At 75.5% G+C, this 15581-nt stretch carries 16 protein-coding genes; 10 read left to right on the forward strand and 6 right to left on the reverse strand.

What is annotated here, in order from left to right:
* The first annotated feature begins 2 nt into the window (after nt 1–2).
* Nucleotides 3–1754: a proline--tRNA ligase gene (locus tag WCD74_RS08780; RefSeq protein WP_337694463.1), complete on the forward strand. Its 1752-nt coding sequence runs from the start codon at nt 3–5 to the stop codon at nt 1752–1754.
* Between the two features lie 42 nt (nt 1755–1796).
* On the opposite strand, the gene WCD74_RS08785 is transcribed toward WCD74_RS08780, so the two are convergent.
* Nucleotides 1797–3002, reverse strand: a complete 1206-nt coding sequence (locus tag WCD74_RS08785) for an MFS transporter (RefSeq protein WP_337694464.1) — start codon at nt 3000–3002, stop codon at nt 1797–1799.
* On the reverse strand, nt 2999–3592 hold the full coding sequence (locus tag WCD74_RS08790; RefSeq protein WP_337694465.1) for an HAD-IA family hydrolase: 594 nt from the start codon (nt 3590–3592) through the stop codon (nt 2999–3001). Before WCD74_RS08790 ends, WCD74_RS08785 begins: the two co-directional genes overlap by 4 nt.
* A gap of 65 nt (nt 3593–3657) precedes the next feature.
* On the opposite strand from WCD74_RS08790, the gene WCD74_RS08795 reads away from it, so the two are divergent.
* The 4 genes from WCD74_RS08795 (at nt 3658) to WCD74_RS08810 (ending at nt 8432) form a co-directional block, all read left to right on the forward strand.
* Complete coding sequence (locus tag WCD74_RS08795; RefSeq protein WP_337694466.1) at nt 3658–4929, forward strand: ROK family transcriptional regulator; 1272 nt, start codon at nt 3658–3660, stop codon at nt 4927–4929.
* Nucleotides 4913–5353 carry an SRPBCC domain-containing protein gene (locus WCD74_RS08800; RefSeq protein ID WP_337694467.1) on the forward strand — a complete coding sequence of 147 codons (441 nt, stop codon included), beginning with the start codon at nt 4913–4915 and terminating at the stop codon, nt 5351–5353. Before WCD74_RS08795 ends, WCD74_RS08800 begins: the two co-directional genes overlap by 17 nt.
* Nucleotides 5354–5426: 73 nt before the next feature.
* Nucleotides 5427–7241: a helix-turn-helix domain-containing protein gene (locus tag WCD74_RS08805; RefSeq protein WP_337694468.1), complete on the forward strand. Its 1815-nt coding sequence runs from the start codon at nt 5427–5429 to the stop codon at nt 7239–7241.
* A gap of 147 nt (nt 7242–7388) precedes the next feature.
* A complete protein-coding gene (locus WCD74_RS08810) occupies nt 7389–8432 on the forward strand; it encodes an alcohol dehydrogenase catalytic domain-containing protein (RefSeq protein WP_337694469.1) in 1044 nt (347 codons plus the stop codon).
* 21 nt (nt 8433–8453) lie between these two features.
* Here WCD74_RS08810 and WCD74_RS08815 read toward each other — a convergent pair whose 3' ends face one another.
* A complete protein-coding gene (locus WCD74_RS08815) occupies nt 8454–9734 on the reverse strand; it encodes a geranylgeranyl reductase family protein (RefSeq protein ID WP_337694470.1) in 1281 nt (426 codons plus the stop codon).
* Nucleotides 9735–9757: 23 nt separating this feature from the next.
* Nucleotides 9758–10168: a secondary thiamine-phosphate synthase enzyme YjbQ gene (locus WCD74_RS08820; RefSeq protein ID WP_337694471.1), complete on the reverse strand. Its 411-nt coding sequence runs from the start codon at nt 10166–10168 to the stop codon at nt 9758–9760.
* A gap of 100 nt (nt 10169–10268) precedes the next feature.
* On the opposite strand from WCD74_RS08820, the gene WCD74_RS08825 reads away from it, so the two are divergent.
* Both WCD74_RS08825 and WCD74_RS08830 read left to right on the forward strand, forming a co-directional pair.
* Entirely contained in the window at nt 10269–11054 is a 786-nt protein-coding gene (locus WCD74_RS08825; protein ID WP_337694472.1) for an SDR family NAD(P)-dependent oxidoreductase, read from the forward strand.
* Nucleotides 11055–11143: 89 nt separating this feature from the next.
* Nucleotides 11144–12436, forward strand: a complete 1293-nt coding sequence (locus WCD74_RS08830) for a hypothetical protein (RefSeq protein ID WP_337694473.1) — start codon at nt 11144–11146, stop codon at nt 12434–12436.
* 76 nt (nt 12437–12512) lie between these two features.
* On the opposite strand, the gene WCD74_RS08835 is transcribed toward WCD74_RS08830, so the two are convergent.
* Together WCD74_RS08835 and WCD74_RS08840 are read right to left on the reverse strand one after the other, a co-directional pair.
* Nucleotides 12513–12962 carry a DUF4439 domain-containing protein gene (locus tag WCD74_RS08835; protein WP_337694474.1) on the reverse strand — a complete coding sequence of 150 codons (450 nt, stop codon included), beginning with the start codon at nt 12960–12962 and terminating at the stop codon, nt 12513–12515.
* Nucleotides 12959–13450, reverse strand: a complete 492-nt coding sequence (locus tag WCD74_RS08840) for a hypothetical protein (RefSeq protein WP_337694475.1) — start codon at nt 13448–13450, stop codon at nt 12959–12961. Before WCD74_RS08840 ends, WCD74_RS08835 begins: the two co-directional genes overlap by 4 nt.
* Before the next feature lie 81 nt (nt 13451–13531).
* Between WCD74_RS08840 and rimP the strand changes: the two genes are divergently transcribed.
* The 3 genes from rimP to WCD74_RS08855 are packed head-to-tail and all read left to right on the forward strand — an operon-like array spanning nt 13532 to nt 15527.
* Nucleotides 13532–14092 carry a ribosome maturation factor RimP gene (rimP, locus tag WCD74_RS08845; protein WP_337694476.1) on the forward strand — a complete coding sequence of 187 codons (561 nt, stop codon included), beginning with the start codon at nt 13532–13534 and terminating at the stop codon, nt 14090–14092.
* Entirely contained in the window at nt 14089–15087 is a 999-nt protein-coding gene (nusA, locus tag WCD74_RS08850) for a transcription termination factor NusA (RefSeq protein WP_337694477.1), read from the forward strand. Before rimP ends, nusA begins: the two co-directional genes overlap by 4 nt.
* Nucleotides 15088–15137: 50 nt before the next feature.
* Nucleotides 15138–15527 carry a YlxR family protein gene (locus WCD74_RS08855; protein ID WP_337694478.1) on the forward strand — a complete coding sequence of 130 codons (390 nt, stop codon included), beginning with the start codon at nt 15138–15140 and terminating at the stop codon, nt 15525–15527.
* The last annotated feature ends 54 nt before the right edge of the window (nt 15528–15581 follow it).

Raw genomic sequence — 15581 nt, forward strand, 5'->3', positions numbered from 1 at the left:
TCATGGCACGAGGCGTCACCCGCATGTCCGAGCTGTTCCTTCGCACGCTGCGCGAGGACCCGGCCGACGCCGAGGTGATCAGCCACCGGCTGCTGGTGCGGGCCGGGTACGTGCGCCGGGTGGCGCCGGGGATCTACTCCTGGCTGCCGCTGGGGATGCGGGTGCTGCGCAACGTCGAGCGCATCGTGCGCGAGGAGATGGACGCGATCGGCGGCCAGGAGGTCCACTTCCCGGCGCTGCTGCCCAAGGAGCCCTACGAGGCCACCGGCCGCTGGACCGAGTACGGCGACGCGCTGTTCCGGCTCAAGGACCGCAAGAAGGCCGACTACCTGCTCGGGCCGACGCACGAGGAGCTCTTCACGCTCATGGTGAAGGGGGAGACCTCGTCGTACCGGGACTTCCCGGTCACGCTCTACCAGATCCAGACCAAGTACCGCGACGAGGAGCGGCCGCGCGCCGGCATCCTGCGCGGGCGCGAGTTCACGATGAAGGACTCCTACTCGTTCGACCTGTCCGACGAGGGCCTCGCCGAGTCCTATGCCGCGCACCGGGTGGCCTACCAGAAGCTCTTCGACCGGCTCGGCCTGGAGATCCAGATCGTCTCGGCCATGTCCGGGGCGATGGGCGGGTCGGCGTCCGAGGAGTTCCTGGCGCCCTGCGAGAGCGGCGAGGACACCTACGTGCGCTGCCTGGAGTCGGGCTATGCGGCGAACGTCGAGGCGGTGTCCATCCCCGCCCCGCCGGCGCAGTCGGTCGACGACAAGCCGGAGGCGGTCGTCCACGACACCCCGGACACCCCGACGATCGACTCGCTGGTCGCCGTCGCCCGCGACATCGCGCCGGACCGGGACTACACCGCGGCCGACACGCTGAAGAACGTCATGGTCAAGACGCGGCTGCCGGGCGCGGCCGAGTGGGAGCTGCTCGGGGTCGGGGTGCCGGGCGACCGCGAGGTCGACATGAAGCGGCTCGAGGCGGCGGTCTCGCCCGCGGAGGTCGCGCTGCTCGAGGACGCCGACTTCGCCCGGAACCCGTTCCTCACCAAGGGCTACATCGGGCCGGTCGGGCTGGCCAAGAACGGCGTGCGCTACCTGGTCGACCCGCGGATCGTCACCGGCACCGCGTGGGTCACCGGTGCCGACGAGCCCGGCCGGCACGTGTTCGACCTGGTCGCCGGCCGCGACTTCACCCCGGACGGCACGATCGAGGCCGCCGAGGTCCGGGCGGGCGACCCCTCGCCCGACGGCGCCGGGCCCCTGGTCGCCGCGCGCGGGATCGAGATGGGCCACATCTTCCAGCTCGGCCGCAAGTACGCCGAGGCGCTGGGGCTGACCGCGCTCGGGTCCGACGGGAAGCCCGTCACGATCACGATGGGTTCCTACGGCGTGGGCGTGTCCCGCGCCGTCGCGGCGATCACCGAGCAGCACGCGGATGCCAAGGGCCTGGTCTGGCCCCGCGAGGTGGCGCCCTACGACGCCCACATCGTCATCGCCGGCAAGGACGACGCCCAGCGCGCGGCCGCCGAGACGATCGCGGCCGGACTCGCCGAGGCCGGGCTCGAGGTGATCCTCGACGACCGCAAGGCCTCGCCCGGGGTCAAGTTCGCGGACGCCGAGCTCCTCGGCATGCCGACGTCGATCACGGTCGGCCGCGGCCTGGCGAACGCCGTCGTCGAGGTGACCGAGCGTCGGTCGGGCGAGCGGCGCGAGGTGGCGGTCGACGAGGTGGTGACGGCGCTGACCGGAGGCGCCTGAGGCCTGTCGTCGGGAAGAGCCTTCCCGACGACAGGTCCTGCGTCAGGCCTGCCGCCGCTCCAGGGCGACGCTCACGCCGAACACCGCCAGGCCCAGCAGCGGCAGCGCCGCGCCGACCAGCGCCGGGGCGTCGTAGCCCAGGCCCGCGGCGAGGACTGCCCCGCCGAGGGCCGCGCCGATCGCGTTCGCGACGTTGAACGCGGAGTGGAAGCTCGCGGCGGCCAGCGACGGGCCCTCCGCGGCGAAGTCCATCAGACGGCCCATCAGCGCGGGTCCGGCCGACAGGCCGACGAAACCGAGCAGGAACAGGCCGACGGCGGCGGTCGCCGCGTGGTAGGAGGCGAACACGAACCCGATCAGCACCAGGGTGTAGACGCCGAGCGCGACCGCGATCGTCGCCCGCGGGGCCCGCTCGGCGAGCCGGCCGCCGACCACATTGCCGACCGTCATGCCGATGCCGAGGGCGCCGAGCAGCAGGGCGATCGTCGTGGGGTCGATGCCGGCGTTCGCCGTCAGGATCGGGTTGATGTAGCTGTACACCGCGAACAGGCCGCCGAAGCCGGCGGCGATCGCGCCGAGGGTCAGCCAGACCTGCGGGCGGGTGTAGGCCGTCAGCTCGCCGCGGATGCTGCCGCCCTGCGCGTGCGGGGGGTCCGGCACGAGGAACACGACGGCGGCGACCGTGATCAGCGCGATCACGGTGACCGCGACGTAGGCCGACCGCCAGCCGAACGTCTCGCCCAGCCACGTGGCGGCGGGGACGCCGATGATGTTCGCGATCGTCAGCCCGAGCATCACCGTCGCCAGCGCCCGGGCCCGCTTCGCCGGCTCGACGAGCGCCGCGCCCAGCACGGCCGCCGTCCCGAAGTAGGCGCCGTGGGGCAGGCCGGAGAGGAAGCGCAGGGCCACGAACGGCAGGAACGACGACGCGATCGCGGACAGGGCGTTGAACACGACCAGCGTGACCGCGAGGGCGACGATCAGCCGCTTGCGGGACCAGCGGGCGCCGGCGATCGCGATCAGCGGGGCGCCGACGACGACGCCGAGGGCGTAGGCGCTGATGGCCGCCCCCGCCGTCGGGACGGAGACGCCGAGATCGGCCGCGAAGCCGGGGAGCACGCCCATGGAGGCGAACTCGGTGGTGCCGATCGCGAGGCCGCCGAGCGAGAGCGCGGCGAGGCTGACGGCGGCGGGGATGCGTGGGCGCCGGGGTGCGGTGGTCGTGGTCGGCTCGAGCACCGTGCTCATCGGGTCACCTCCAGGAGGTCGTTCAGGGTGGTCAGGGGGAGATCGGCGCTGATCCCCTTCAGGCCGGCGACGCGGGCGCCGGCCGCGCGGCCGGCGTCGGCGCCGGTCGCGGTGTCCTCGACGACGAGGCAGCGGGTCGGGTCGACGCCGAGCTGCTCGGCGGCGTGCAGGTAGCCCTCGGGGTGGGGCTTGCCGTGGGTGAGCTGGTCGCGGGTAACCAGCAGCGGAGGCGTGATGCCGGCGGCACCCAGGCGCAACGCCGCGAGCCGGGCGTCCGCGCTGGTGACGACGGCCCACGGGGTGCCGCGGCGGTCGAGCTCGGCGGTCAGCGCCAGCGCCCCGGGGGTCGCGACGACGCCGTCGAGGTCGACGTACTCCTTCTCCAGCTGGCGACGGCCCTCGGCGTCCGCGTCGAGATCGGGGCGCACGAGCCGCACGGTGTCGGCGGCGGGGCGACCGGGCATCGTCGTCAGGACGAGGTCCTCGTCCACGTCGTGCTCGCGGGCCCAGGCCCGCCAGACCCGCTCGACGACGGCGTCGGAGTCCACGAGGGTGCCGTCCATGTCGAACAGCACCGCGTCCACCGTCATCACCCCTCCGTTCATCTCGACGCAGCTTTTCCTCGCCAACCGAGGATAATGGTCGTGTGTTCCCGATGGGCAGCGACGACGAGCGCGGGCACAGTGATGCTGCTCGCCCTTCGCGGGCCGCCGTGGACCGCTGGCGCACCGCGGCACGCGTGCTCGGGGAGGTCCGCCGCGATCCGGGGCTGACCCGCGTCGTCCTCGCCGAGCGCCTGGGGCTCTCCAGTGCGACGGCGACGGAGACCGTGGCGCGGCTGCGCGAGGCCGGCTGGGTGGCCGAGGAGCGGGCGCCGGTGGCGGGTCGCGGTCGCCCGACCACCCGCCTGGCCCCCGCGGCCGGCGGCCCGACCGTGCTCGCCCTCGACCTGCGCCACGAGGACTGGCGGCTCGGCGTCGCGGGCCTCGACGGCGTGCCCGCGTTGGTCGCGTCCGGGCGTCGGGTGCGGCAGTGCCCCGACGAGGTCGCCGCGGCGGTGGCGGACCGCGACGGCACGCCGCTCGCGCTGGCCGTGTCGTTCCCGGCCCCGATGTCCGACGGACGGGTGGTGCGCTCCGGTGAGCTGGACTGGACCTCGCTGGACCTCGCCCGGGTGGTCGGTGGAGCGTCCGTCCCGCTGCTGCAGGGCAACGACGCGACCCTCGCCGGGCTCGCCGAGGCCCGCACCGGGGCAGCGGCCGGGGCCGGGACGGCGCTGTCGCTGCTGGTCGAGGTCGGGCTCGGGGGGACGCTGCTGATCGACGGCCGCCCGCAGACCGGGGCGCATGGCGCCGCCGGCGAGTTCGGCCACCTGCCGTTCGGCGACCCGGCCGTGGCGTGCGCGTGCGGGGCCCGGGGCTGCTGGGGCCCGGAGGTCGACGGGTACGGCCTGGCCCGGCGGCTCGACCTGCCCGCCCCGGACGATCCCCGGACGTTCGCAGCGTCCGTGCTGGACCGGACCGACCCCCCGGCCCGCGAGGCGGTCGCGGCGGCGGGCGCGGCGTTGGGACGGGGCGTGGCGGGGCTGGTCAACGCGCACGACCCCGACGTCGTCGTGCTGGGCGGCCTCGCCCCGCAGCTGCGCGGGGCCGCCTTCGACGAGGCCTACCGTGCCGGGCTGATGAGCTGGCGCCGGTCGGCGCCGACCCCGGTCCGCGACGGCGTCCACGGCGCCGACGCCGCGCTGCACGGTGCGGTCGCGCTGGCGCTGGACGAGGTGACGAGCGCCGAGGGCCTGGCCCGCGCGGCCTCCGACGACCGACCGCTCACGGGACCGGCCGCCCGGCTGGACGCCCTGGACACCGAGGTGCGCCGCGGCCGGCGCGCCCGGCGACACGAGGAGACCGATCGTGACCGCACCGGCTGAGGACCTCGTGGTCCGCCGCACCTACCCCGACCGGGTGGAGGACGTCTGGTCCGCGCTCACCGAGTCCGAGCGGCTCGGCCGCTGGATCGGGACCTGGACCGGCGACCCGACGACGGGCACGGTCACCTTCACCATGACCGGCGAGGTCGACGCGGGCGGCGAGGTGGACGACCCGGTCGACGTGGCCATCGAGGTCTGCGAGCCGCCCCACCGCCTCGTCGTCGACCTCCCCTCCGGCGACACCTCGTGGCACCTGGACCTCACCCTGTCGGCGGCCGGGGACGGCAGCGAGCTGGTCCTCGTGCAGCGCCTCGACGGGTCCGTTCCCCGGGACGACCTCGCCGCCGGCTGGACCTGGTACCTCGCCCGGTTGGCGGCCTCGCTGCGCGGCGAGCCGATGCCGGCGTGGGACCCGCCGGCCTGAGCGGCCGCGTGCAAGGTCTGCCGCAGCGGCCGGTTTCTGGTGGACGCGCGGTCGGTCGGCCTACCGTCGGTGCGTGACGGCGGGTCGGGTGCTCGACGCCGCCCGCGGCCGGTTCCGGTACGGCGGACGGGCGGCGCTGTCGCCGGGCGTGGTGCGCGAGGAGATCGTCGCGTCGTGGGAGCGCTCGGGGCCCGAGCCGGGGGACCCGCCGTTCGTCGGTCATCACGACGGCGGGCCGCTGGTCGCGGCCGCGGACTCGGTGCTGCACCGGTTCGTGCGCGAGAACCCGGAGACGGGCTGCTCGGTCGCGCTCGTCGGCGACGACGGCGTCGTCCGCGTCCGCTACGACACCGACCCGGTGCTCGGCGAGCTGCTCGACGCGGCCGGTCTCGTCCCGGGCCACCGGTGCGACGAGGCGGCGGTCGGGACGACGGCGGCGGCCGTCGCGGCGCACGAGGGCCGTGCCGCGGTCGTCGAGGGCCCCGAGCACCTGCACCCGGCGTGGCGGGTCCTGCGCGAGGCGGCCGCCCCCGTGGCGGGAGGGCTCGTCGTCGTGATCACGCACGACGACGACCCGGTGTCGCTCGCCCTCGCGCGGCTCCTCGCGGACGCGGTGACCGACCACGGCGAGCGCGACCGCCGGCGCCGCGTCCTCGCCGTGCACGACGCGATGAGCGCCCTGCGGGCGGAGGGCGTGCCCTGGGTGGTGGCCGCGACCGGCGACGAGACGTGGCTGGGGCGCGGTGTCGCCGCGCTGCCCGACCCCGACCGGCAGGCCCTCGGCGACACCCTCACCGCGAGCGTCCTGCTCGACGAGACCGGCGGGCCGCGCCACCTCGACCTCCCCTCGGGCGTGTGCGCCGAGGTCGACCTGCGCGAGGTCCGCGGCGAGGACGGCGAGGTGTTCGGCGCGGTCCTCGCGGGCGGGCCGGTGGCGTCGCACGCCGTCGGCACGGTCGGGGTGGCCGCGCGCGAAGCCCGCCGCCGGCAGGGCTCGCACGTCGCGCCGACCGCCCGCCGCGACTTCGCCGCGGACCTGCACCGCGACCCGTCGTCGGGAACGGGGGAGGAGGCCCGTCGGCGGGCGACGCAGGACCTGTTCGGCCCCTACGAGCGCATCCGCCGCGACGCCACCGCCGCGCTCGGGCACCGTCGCCACCTGCTGCTGGTCGGCGAGACCGGGGTGGGGAAGCGGACGCTCGCGCGGGAGCGGTTCACCCACCTCTTCCCGCGCGGGACCTCGACGACGGTGGACTGCTCGCGCCCCCTGGACGACCTGCGGCTCCGGCCCGTCGGCCCGGACGCCCACCTGGTGCTGCTCGACGGGATGCACGCGCTCACCCCGGTCGCGGCCCGCCGGCTCGACGAGGCGCTGCGGCCGCTGACGGCGATGCCGGGCCGGGTGGTCGTGGTCGGCGCTCTGGACTCGGCGGCGGTGGACGCGGGCCGGCCGTACGGGCTGCTGCTGCGCCACTTCCACGACACGGTGCGCGTCCCCGCGCTGCGCCACCGCTCCGACGAGCTCGCCGGGATCGCGCAGGCCGTGCTGCGGGCGATGAGCGGCGCGCGCTCGCTGCGGCTGTCCCACCAGGTGGTCCGGGTGCTCGAGGGCTACGCGTGGCCGGGCAACATCGCCGAGCTCGAGGACGTGCTGCGGTACGTGGTGGCGCGCAAGCCGGTCGGGATCGTGCAGCCGCCGGACCTGCCCGCGCTGTGCTTCACCAGCGCCCCGCGCCTGACGATGCTCGAGACCGCGCAGGCGGACGCGATCATCCACGCGCTCTACGAGACCCGCGGGAACCGCTACAAGGCGGCCGCGATGCTCGGCATCGCCCGCTCGTCGCTCTACCGCAAGATCGACGCCTTCGGGATCAGCTACATCGCCTGAGCCGGAGCTGTCCCGAGGCCGGGACAGTCGGGGAGAGGTGCCTTCCCGACGGCGGGTCGGATCGTCCCGATATCGGACAGTCCGGGTGTGTGCTGCGCCACTAGCGTCGAGGACGCTCGAGGCGGCGAACCAGCGGAGGTTCTCACGATGAAGGCCCTTGTCTACCACGGTCCCGGACGCAAGGCGTGGGAGGACGTCCCGGACGCGACGATCGCCGAACCCACCGACGTCGTCGTCAAGGTCGAGACGACGACGATCTGCGGCACCGACCTGCACATCCTGCAGGGCGACGTGGCGGCCGTGACCGACGGCCGGATCCTGGGCCACGAGGCCGTCGGGACGATCACGGCGGTCGGCGACGCGGTCCGCGGGTTCTCGGTGGGCGACCGGGTGCTCGTCCCGGCGATCACCAAGTGCGGGCGCTGCGAGTACTGCCAGCGGGGGATGCCGTCGCACTGCCAGACCGTCGGCGGGATCGGCTGGATCTTCGGCCACCTCATCGACGGCACCCAGGCCGAGTTCGTTCGGGTGCCCTACGCGGACACCTCCCTCTACGCGGTGCCGCCGGAGGTCACCGACGAGCAGGCGATCTTCCTGGCCGACTCGCTGCCCACCGGCTACGAGGTGGGCGTGCTCGCCGGCGGCGTGCGGCCGGGCCACACGGTGGCCGTGGTCGGGGCCGGGGCGGTGGGTCTCTCGGCGGTCCTGACGACGGGGCTGTGGGGCGCCTCCAAGGTGATCGCGATCGACTCGAACAAGTTCCGGCTGGAGAAGGCCCTGGAGTTCGGGGCGACCGATGCCGTGGAGGTCGGGCCGGGGACGGTGTCCGACGTGGTCGGGCTGACCGACGGCCTCGGCGTCGACGTCGCCATCGAGGCGGTCGGCTACCCGGAGACCCTGCTGACGGCGGCCTCGCTCGTGCGGCCGGGCGGGACGATCGCGAACGTCGGCGTGCACGGCACCCCGGTCGAGATCCCGATGCAGGACATGTGGATCTCCAACGTGACCATGACGATGGGCCTGGTCGACACCGTCTCGATCCCGACCCTGCTCAAGATGGTCGCGTCCGGGCGCATCCCCGCCGAGAAGATGGGGACGCACTCGTTCACGTTCGACCAGATCGACGAGGCCTACGACGTCTTCGGCAACGCCGCGGCGAACCTCGCGCTGAAGGTCGTCATCACGCCTTGAGCGAGCACGTCGAGTGCGACATCAGGCAGGTTCGGCAGCGCCGGATCCTGCGTGGTGTCGCACTCGGCGGACAGGGGTCCGCAGATCCGCGGCGGGGAACGGAGGCAGCTCGTCGGCGCGTAGGGACGCCCGGCCGGCCAGGCGCCAGGCCCTCGCGACGACGTCGTGGTCCTCCTCCGTGACGAGGTTGCCCATGACGCGCAGGGCCACCGTCATCAACGCCTTCGACCGCATGCCGACCGGACCCGCCAGCGGCAACAACCGGGGCATCGTCAGGAGCTTCGCGAGGCGACGGGCGATGGAGAAGGCGGAGCCGTAGTGGGAACGCAGGGTGGCCGGCCACGCGAGCGACCAGTCGTCGGTACCAAGCAGTTCCACCACGAGCCGGCCGGTCTCGAGGCCGTAGTCGATGCCCTCGCCGTTGAGCGGGTTCACGCAGCCGGCGGCGTCGCCGACCAGAGCCCAGTTCCGGCCCGCCACGCCCGAGACCGCGCCGCCCATCGGCAGCAGCGCCGACGCGACGTCGCGGACCTCGCCGTCGAGCTGCCAGTCCTCCCGGCGCTGGTCGGCGTAGTGCGCGATGAGGGAGCGCAGCCGGACGTTGGCCGGGCGCTTGTCCGTGGCGAGGGTGCCGACGCCGATGTTCACCGACCCGTCGTGCAGCGGGAACACCCAGCCGTAGCCCGAGAGGACCTCGTCGTCGGTGCCGCGGAGCTCGAGGTGCGAGGAGATCCACGGGTCGTCGTGCCGGCCGGAGCGGATGTAGCCCCGCGCGGCCACGCCGTACGCGGTGTCCTTGTGCCACACCCGGCCCAGCACGCGGCCCAGCGTCGAGCGGGCCCCGTCCGCGACGACGAGCGAGCGGCAGCCGATCCGTGACCCGTCGTCGAGGACGACCGCGGAGACCCGGTCGCCGGAGAACTCGACGTCGACCGCGCGCCGACCCTCCACCGGGGTCGCCCCGCGCTCCAGTGCCACGGACCGGATCCGGGCGTCGAGCTCGGTGCGCGCGACCGCCCCGCCGTGCGCGGGCAGCGACCCGCCCGGCCACGGCAGCGTCAGGAGCTGCCCGAACCCGGCGGCCCGCAGGCCCCGGTTCTCGCCGCGGCCGCGGACCCAGTCGCCCAGCCCGAGCTTCGTCAGCTCGGCGATCGCGCGCGGGGTCAGGCCGTCGCCGCAGGCCTTGTCGCGGGGGAAGACGGCGGCGTCGAGCAGGACGACGTCGTGCCCCGCCTGCGCGGCCCAGGCGGCGGCCGACGAGCCGGCCGGTCCGGCGCCGACCACGAGGACGTCGGTGTTCACGTCCCCCAGGATGCCTGCTGGACTCACCCCGCGAGCAGGCTGAGACGAATCTTGCGCGACGGGTTGTCGCCGTTGGTGTCGACCAGGCACACCGACTGCCACGTCCCCAGCGCCATCCGCCCGCCGAGCACCGGCACGCTCATCGACGGTGCGATCAGCGCGGGCAGCACGTGGTCGCGGCCGTGGCCGGGGGAGCCGTGGCGGTGGCCCCAGCGGTCGTCGGCGGGAAGGAGCTCGTGGAGCTGGCGCAGGAGGTCGGAGTCCGACCCGGCGCCGGTCTCGATGATCGCGAGGCCCGCCGTGGCGTGCGGGACGAAGACGTGCAGCAGGCCGTCGTCCGCGCCGGCGTCGCGCAGGAAGCGCTCGCACTCCGCCGTGACGTCCCGGACGGTCTCGCCCCCGCCGGTCCGGACCTCGATCTCCTCGCTGTGCATCGCGGTGCAGCCTATGCGCCAGACTGCGCGGCCGTACTGACGGCGTTTCTGACGTCCAGCGTCAGCATGGCCGCACTGCTGACACCGGGAGGAGCACCACATGACCGACGTCGCCGTCGTCACGGGCGGGGGGCGGGGCATCGGGGCCGGGCTGGCGCGAGCCCTGAGCGAGCGGGGGCGGCACGTCGTGGTCACCGACGTGGACGGCGACGCCGCCCGGCGCACCGCGGAGGAGCTGCCAGGGCCGGCGACGCCCCTGCCCCTCGACGTCCGCGACCCGGGGGCCCACCGCGCCGTCGCCGCGGCCGCCGCCGACCTGGGCGAGGTGGCGGTGTGGGTGAACAACGCCGGGGTGCTGTCCACCGCGCCGGTGTGGGAGGCGAGCGACGCGGAGGTCGTCGCCACGGTCGAGATCAACACGCTCGGGGTGATCCACGGGTGCCGGGCCGCCGTCGACGTGATGCGCCGGGGCGACATCCTCAACGTCGTCTCGCTCTCCGGGCTCGGCCCGACGCCGGGGCTGGCCGTCTACGGCGCGTCGAAGGCGGCGGCGCTGTCGTACTCCCAGGCCCTGCACACCGAGCTCGGTGGCGCCCGCCGGCCGATCCGCTGCCTCGCCCTGTGCCCCGACGCGGTCTCGACGGAGCTGTTGCGCGCGGTCTCCGACCGGCCGTCGTCGGCGCTGCTGTTCACGGGGCCGCGGGTGCTGGGGGTCGACGAGGTCGTCGCGGCCGGCATGGCGATGCTCGACGCGCGGCGCCAGCTCCGCGTCCTGCCGACCTGGCGCGGCTGGCTCACCCGGACACAGGGAGTGCTGCCCGGAGTGGCCCGGGTGCTCACCCCGATGGTGGCCCGGATCGGCGAGCGGCGTCGGCCGGGCGGGTGATCGACGCGACACGGCGGGGGTCGTGACGCTTCCGTGATCTCGCGGGCTACCGTGAGCGCCGCCCGCTGTCACCCGATCGTGGAGGTCGGATGCTCCTCGTCGCCCCCGATCCCCGCCACGGGATCGCGCCGCACCGGATCCACCGGATCCGGCGGCTGCTCGACGGGCTGCCGACGGCCCCGGGGCTGGCGGTGGCGTTGCCCGGCGGGCCGGACGGCGTGCTCGACGCCCTGGTGCTGCGTCCGGACGGTGTCCTCGGCCTCGTGCCGGCGGGTGACCGCGTCCCGGTGCCCTCCGGCGCCGGCGGGGGCTCGCAGGAGCGGGCCGCGGCCGAGATCGACCGCCTGCTCGCGCTCGCCGACCCGACCCCGACGGCCCCGCGCCAGGTCCTCCCGATCGCCGGCGGACGCCCGGGCCGCGTGGTGCCCGAGGACCCGGAGCGCACCGACGAGGACACCGAGGTCGGCGTCGCGACTGCCGCCCGCCTCGTCCTCACCGCCTCCTCCGGCCCCACCGTGCTCGACGTCGCGGAGGTGCGACGGCTGTTCGCCGCGTGGCGGCTCGCGGAGTTCGTCCCGGCCCCCGCGGACCTCGTGACGGCGGGCTTCCCCGGCTCGCTGCCACCCGGCCCGGTCCCCACCGCACGGTCGGCCGCCCTCTCCAACCCCGGCGGGCCCCTCGCGCGGCCGGCGACCGCGGCGCTCGCCGTCGGGGGCCCGGAGGAGTCGCCGCGGCTCGGCACCCCCGATGCCTCGGAGAGCTCCGGACGACGGCGCCGCGCGCGTCGCCGCGAGGTCGCCCTGCCGGGCTGGGTCTCGACGTGGCGCGGCCTGGGCGTGGCGGCCGTCGCCGCCTTCGCGGTCGCCCTGGGGACGGCCGTGCTGGTCGTGCGCAGCACCGGCACGGCGCCCGAGGAGATCGCCGCCGAGCCGGTCCAGGTCGTCGACGGCGTCTCGTGGACCCAGCGCGTCGTCGCGACCGAGCCCACCTGCGAGGGCCACGCCTACGGCCTGGCCGTGCAGTTCCTCCGCGAGCGGCCCTGCGTGCAGCTCGACCGCGCGCTGTGGACCGCGGAGTCGGGCGGCACCCCGGTCGTGGCGTCCGTGGCGGTGGTGCGGATGCACGACGCGCCCTCCGCGGCCGCCCTGAAGTCGCTGGTCGACTCGTCGGGCACGGGCAACGTCGCGGACCTGCTCCGTGAGGGCCGCGGCTACCCCGGCGCGCCGAGCGGGGTCGCGGGCGGCGGGTACTCCTCCACGCAGCTGGGCGAGACCGTCGTCATCGCCGAGACCGACGCCACGGGCTCCGGCTCGGCCTCGGAGTCCAGCCTCGACCGTCTCGCCCGGGCGGCGCTGGGCCTGCGGGAGGGTTCGTCGCAGTAGGGCGGTCAGGACCTCGTGAGCGTGTCGCAGCAGGGCTTGCGCGTGTCGCTCACGAACTCGTGATCGTGCTCCGTCCCTAGCGTGACCCCGGCAGCGGCGGCACCTCGGGGGTGATCCCGGCGAGCCGGCGCCACCGCCACCCCACGGTCGCGGACGCCGTCATGGCGGCGACACCGGTCGTGCGCAGGTCGCGGTCGTCGGTGCGCTCGAGCACCGCCCGCCACGCCACGGCGACGTCGTCCTCGGCCACGACGAGCAGCGCGGCCGCGCTCGCGCCGTCGGTCACCGGCCGCGGGGTCGCGTAGGCGGCCGCAGCGGGCGCGGCCCGTTCCCCGGACGCCTCGAGCCGGGCGATCAGGGCGTCCCGCCGCTGTCGGTGCGCGAGCGCCGCGTCCGCCAGCGGCTGGGCGGCGGCCGCGGGCAGGAACGCCGATGCCAGGCCGCAGCACCAGACCGCGGCGTGCTCGGCGCCGAGCGCCGCCCGGACGGCCTCGAGTCCCGCGGACCCGTCGACGGGTGCCGTCACGAGGCGAGCACCTCCGCCCAGCCGGCGCACGAGGCGGCGACCGACGCGACGAGCCCTGCGCGGTAGCGCGCGGTGGACACCGCGAGCGTCGACGCGGCCTCCCTGGCCGCCCCCACCGAGGTCCGCAGAGCGGTCACCGCCTCGGCGGCCGACGGCGGGGTCCCGACGGCGGGTGCGGGCGCGTCGAGCACCTCGGAGCGGTCCGGGCGGGCGCGCCGGATCTCCGTGGCCAGCGCGTCGGCGTGGGCCCGGCGCGCCTCGGCCACGGGGGTCAGCCGGGCCGCCGCGTCGGGGAAGGCGGTGGCCGCCGCGGCGGCGGCGGCCGCGTCCGCGCGGGCCGCGGCCCAGGGCGCCTCGAGCTCGTCCGGGCCCTCGTCGCGTGCGCACCCCGCGGCGCCCGACACGACCACACCCGCCGTCAGGAAGGTGAAGGAACGGCGGGACAGGGTCGGGGCGAGCGCAGCGACGGGGTGCCGGACGGTGCGCATCACCGCTCATCGTGCCAGCCGACCCCGGGACTACCCTGGAGCCACCGCTCCCGCCCCCCTGGAGGAGGACCCCCCGTGCCCGTGGGCTCACCCACCGGTGCCGCCGCGACCGCCCTGACGCCCGTCGTCGCCGACGTCGTCGAGCGGGCCGGCTTCGTGCTCGACGACCTCGACGTCCGCCCCGCCGGCCGCCGTCACGTCGTCCGCGTCACCGTCGACACCCCCGACGCCCCCGCCGTCGACGACGGACCGGCCGGCGGCGTCGACCTCGACGCGGTCGCCGCCATCAGCCGGGACGTCTCGGCGGCGGTCGACGCCCACGAGGAGGCCCACGGGGCGGTGCTCGGCGAGTACACCCTGGAGGTCTCCACCCCCGGGACCGACCGCCCGCTGACCGAGCCGCGGCACTGGCGGAAGGCGTGGCTGCGCCGCGTGGCGGTCACCCTGGACGACGGGACGAAGCTCTCGGGCCGGGTCGGGGCGGTGACCGACTCGGCGGTGACGCTCGCCGTCGGGAAGGGGCTGCAGGAGGTCCCGCTGGACCGCGTCGAGCGGGCCGGCATCGAGGTCGAGTTCAAGCCGGCGTCGGACGCCCAGGTGGAGGCCCTGCGCGCCGACCGGACCGACAAGGAGACACGGTGAAGGTCGACCTGATGGCCCTGCGCGCGATCGAGCGCGACAAGGACATCGCCTTCGAGACGGTGGTCTCGGCGATCGAGTCGGCCCTGCTCACCGCCTACCGCCAGACCGGGCGCGACACGCCCGGCGCGCGTGCCGAGGTCGACCGGGACTCGGGTGAGATCCGCGTGCTGGTGCCCGAGACCGGCGAGGACGGCGAGACCGTCGGGGAGGTCGACGACACCCCCGCCGGCTTCGACCGGATCGCGGCGACGACCGCGCGGCAGGTCGTGGTCGCGCGCCTGCGCGACGCCGAGAACGACCGCAGCTACGGCGAGTACGCCACGCGCGAGGGCGAGGTGGTCTCGGGGGTCGTGCAGCGCGACGCGAAGGCCAACGCCCGCGGCGTCGTGGTCGTCGACATCGGCACGGTCGAGGGCGTGATCCCGTCGGCCGAGCAGGTGCCGGGGGAGAAGCTGGAACACGGCGAGCGGGTCCGCTGTTACGTGATCGGGGTCTCGCGCACCCCGCGGGGCACGGCGGTCACGCTCTCGCGGACCCACCCGAACCTGGTGCGCAAGCTCTTCGCGTTCGAGGTCCCCGAGATCGCCAGCGGCGCGGTGGAGATCACCGCGATCGCCCGCGAGGCGGGCTACCGCTCGAAGATCGCGGTGCGCTCGACCGTGCCCGGGCTGAACGCCAAGGGGGCGTGCATCGGGCCGATGGGCGCGCGGGTCCGCGGCGTGATGGACGAGCTGCACGGGGAGAAGATCGACATCATCGACCACTCGGACGACCCGGCCGAGTTCGTGGGCAACGCCCTCTCGCCGTCCAAGGTGGTCTCGGTGGAGGTCGTCGACCTGCGGGCCCGCGCGGCCCGGGTGGTCGTCCCCGACTACCAGCTCTCGCTCGCCATCGGTAAGGAGGGCCAGAACGCCCGCCTCGCCGCGCGGCTGACCGGGTGGCGCATCGACATCCGCTCGGACGCCGAGCCCGGGTCCGACCTCGTCGCGCCCTGACGGTGGGCACGGGGCTTCGGCGGCGATCCCGCGACGCGGTAGAGTCAGACATGGCCCGGACCCGTCCGGCTCACCACGAGGTTCCACCGATCGAAGGACCGGTGCGCACCTGTGTGGGGTGCCGATCGCGGGGGCCGGTGTCGGAACTGCTGCGAGTGGTGGCCGTGGACGGGACCTGTGTGCCCGATCCACGGCGTCGTGAGCCGGGGCGGGGTGCGTGGTTGCATCCCGACGCCGACTGTCTGCACCGCGCGGAGCGCCGGTCGGCGTTCCCCCGGGCGCTGCGCGTCCCGGGGCCGTTGGATCTCGGTGCCCTGCACGCACTGCTCGCCCCGCAGCCGGCACCGTCCGACGCGGACCACGGCCCCGACGCCCGTCGGAGTCGGAGAACCAGGAAGCAGGTCGACCCCCATGAGCCAGCCGTGAAGCACTCGCGATGAGCGCGCAGGCGTAGGACACGAGGTCGCGGGCACGCCGCCGACCTCGAGAATGAG

The organism is Actinomycetospora aurantiaca (genome assembly GCF_037401875.1).
In the GTDB taxonomy this organism is placed as follows: Bacteria; Actinomycetota; Actinomycetes; order Mycobacteriales; family Pseudonocardiaceae; genus Actinomycetospora; species Actinomycetospora aurantiaca.

Coding starts and splice junctions, on each gene's coding strand:
- WCD74_RS08780 (WP_337694463.1), top strand. CDS start 3: ATGGCACGAGGCGTCACCCGCATGTCCGAGCTGTTCCTTCGCACGCTG.
- WCD74_RS08785 (WP_337694464.1), bottom strand. CDS start 3,002: ATGAGCACGGTGCTCGAGCCGACCACGACCACCGCACCCCGGCGCCCA.
- WCD74_RS08790 (WP_337694465.1), bottom strand. CDS start 3,592: ATGACGGTGGACGCGGTGCTGTTCGACATGGACGGCACCCTCGTGGAC.
- WCD74_RS08795 (WP_337694466.1), top strand. CDS start 3,658: ATGGGCAGCGACGACGAGCGCGGGCACAGTGATGCTGCTCGCCCTTCG.
- WCD74_RS08810 (WP_337694469.1), top strand. CDS start 7,389: ATGAAGGCCCTTGTCTACCACGGTCCCGGACGCAAGGCGTGGGAGGAC.
- WCD74_RS08820 (WP_337694471.1), bottom strand. CDS start 10,168: ATGCACAGCGAGGAGATCGAGGTCCGGACCGGCGGGGGCGAGACCGTC.
- WCD74_RS08825 (WP_337694472.1), top strand. CDS start 10,269: ATGACCGACGTCGCCGTCGTCACGGGCGGGGGGCGGGGCATCGGGGCC.
- WCD74_RS08830 (WP_337694473.1), top strand. CDS start 11,144: ATGCTCCTCGTCGCCCCCGATCCCCGCCACGGGATCGCGCCGCACCGG.
- WCD74_RS08840 (WP_337694475.1), bottom strand. CDS start 13,450: ATGCGCACCGTCCGGCACCCCGTCGCTGCGCTCGCCCCGACCCTGTCC.
- WCD74_RS08855 (WP_337694478.1), top strand. CDS start 15,138: ATGGCCCGGACCCGTCCGGCTCACCACGAGGTTCCACCGATCGAAGGA.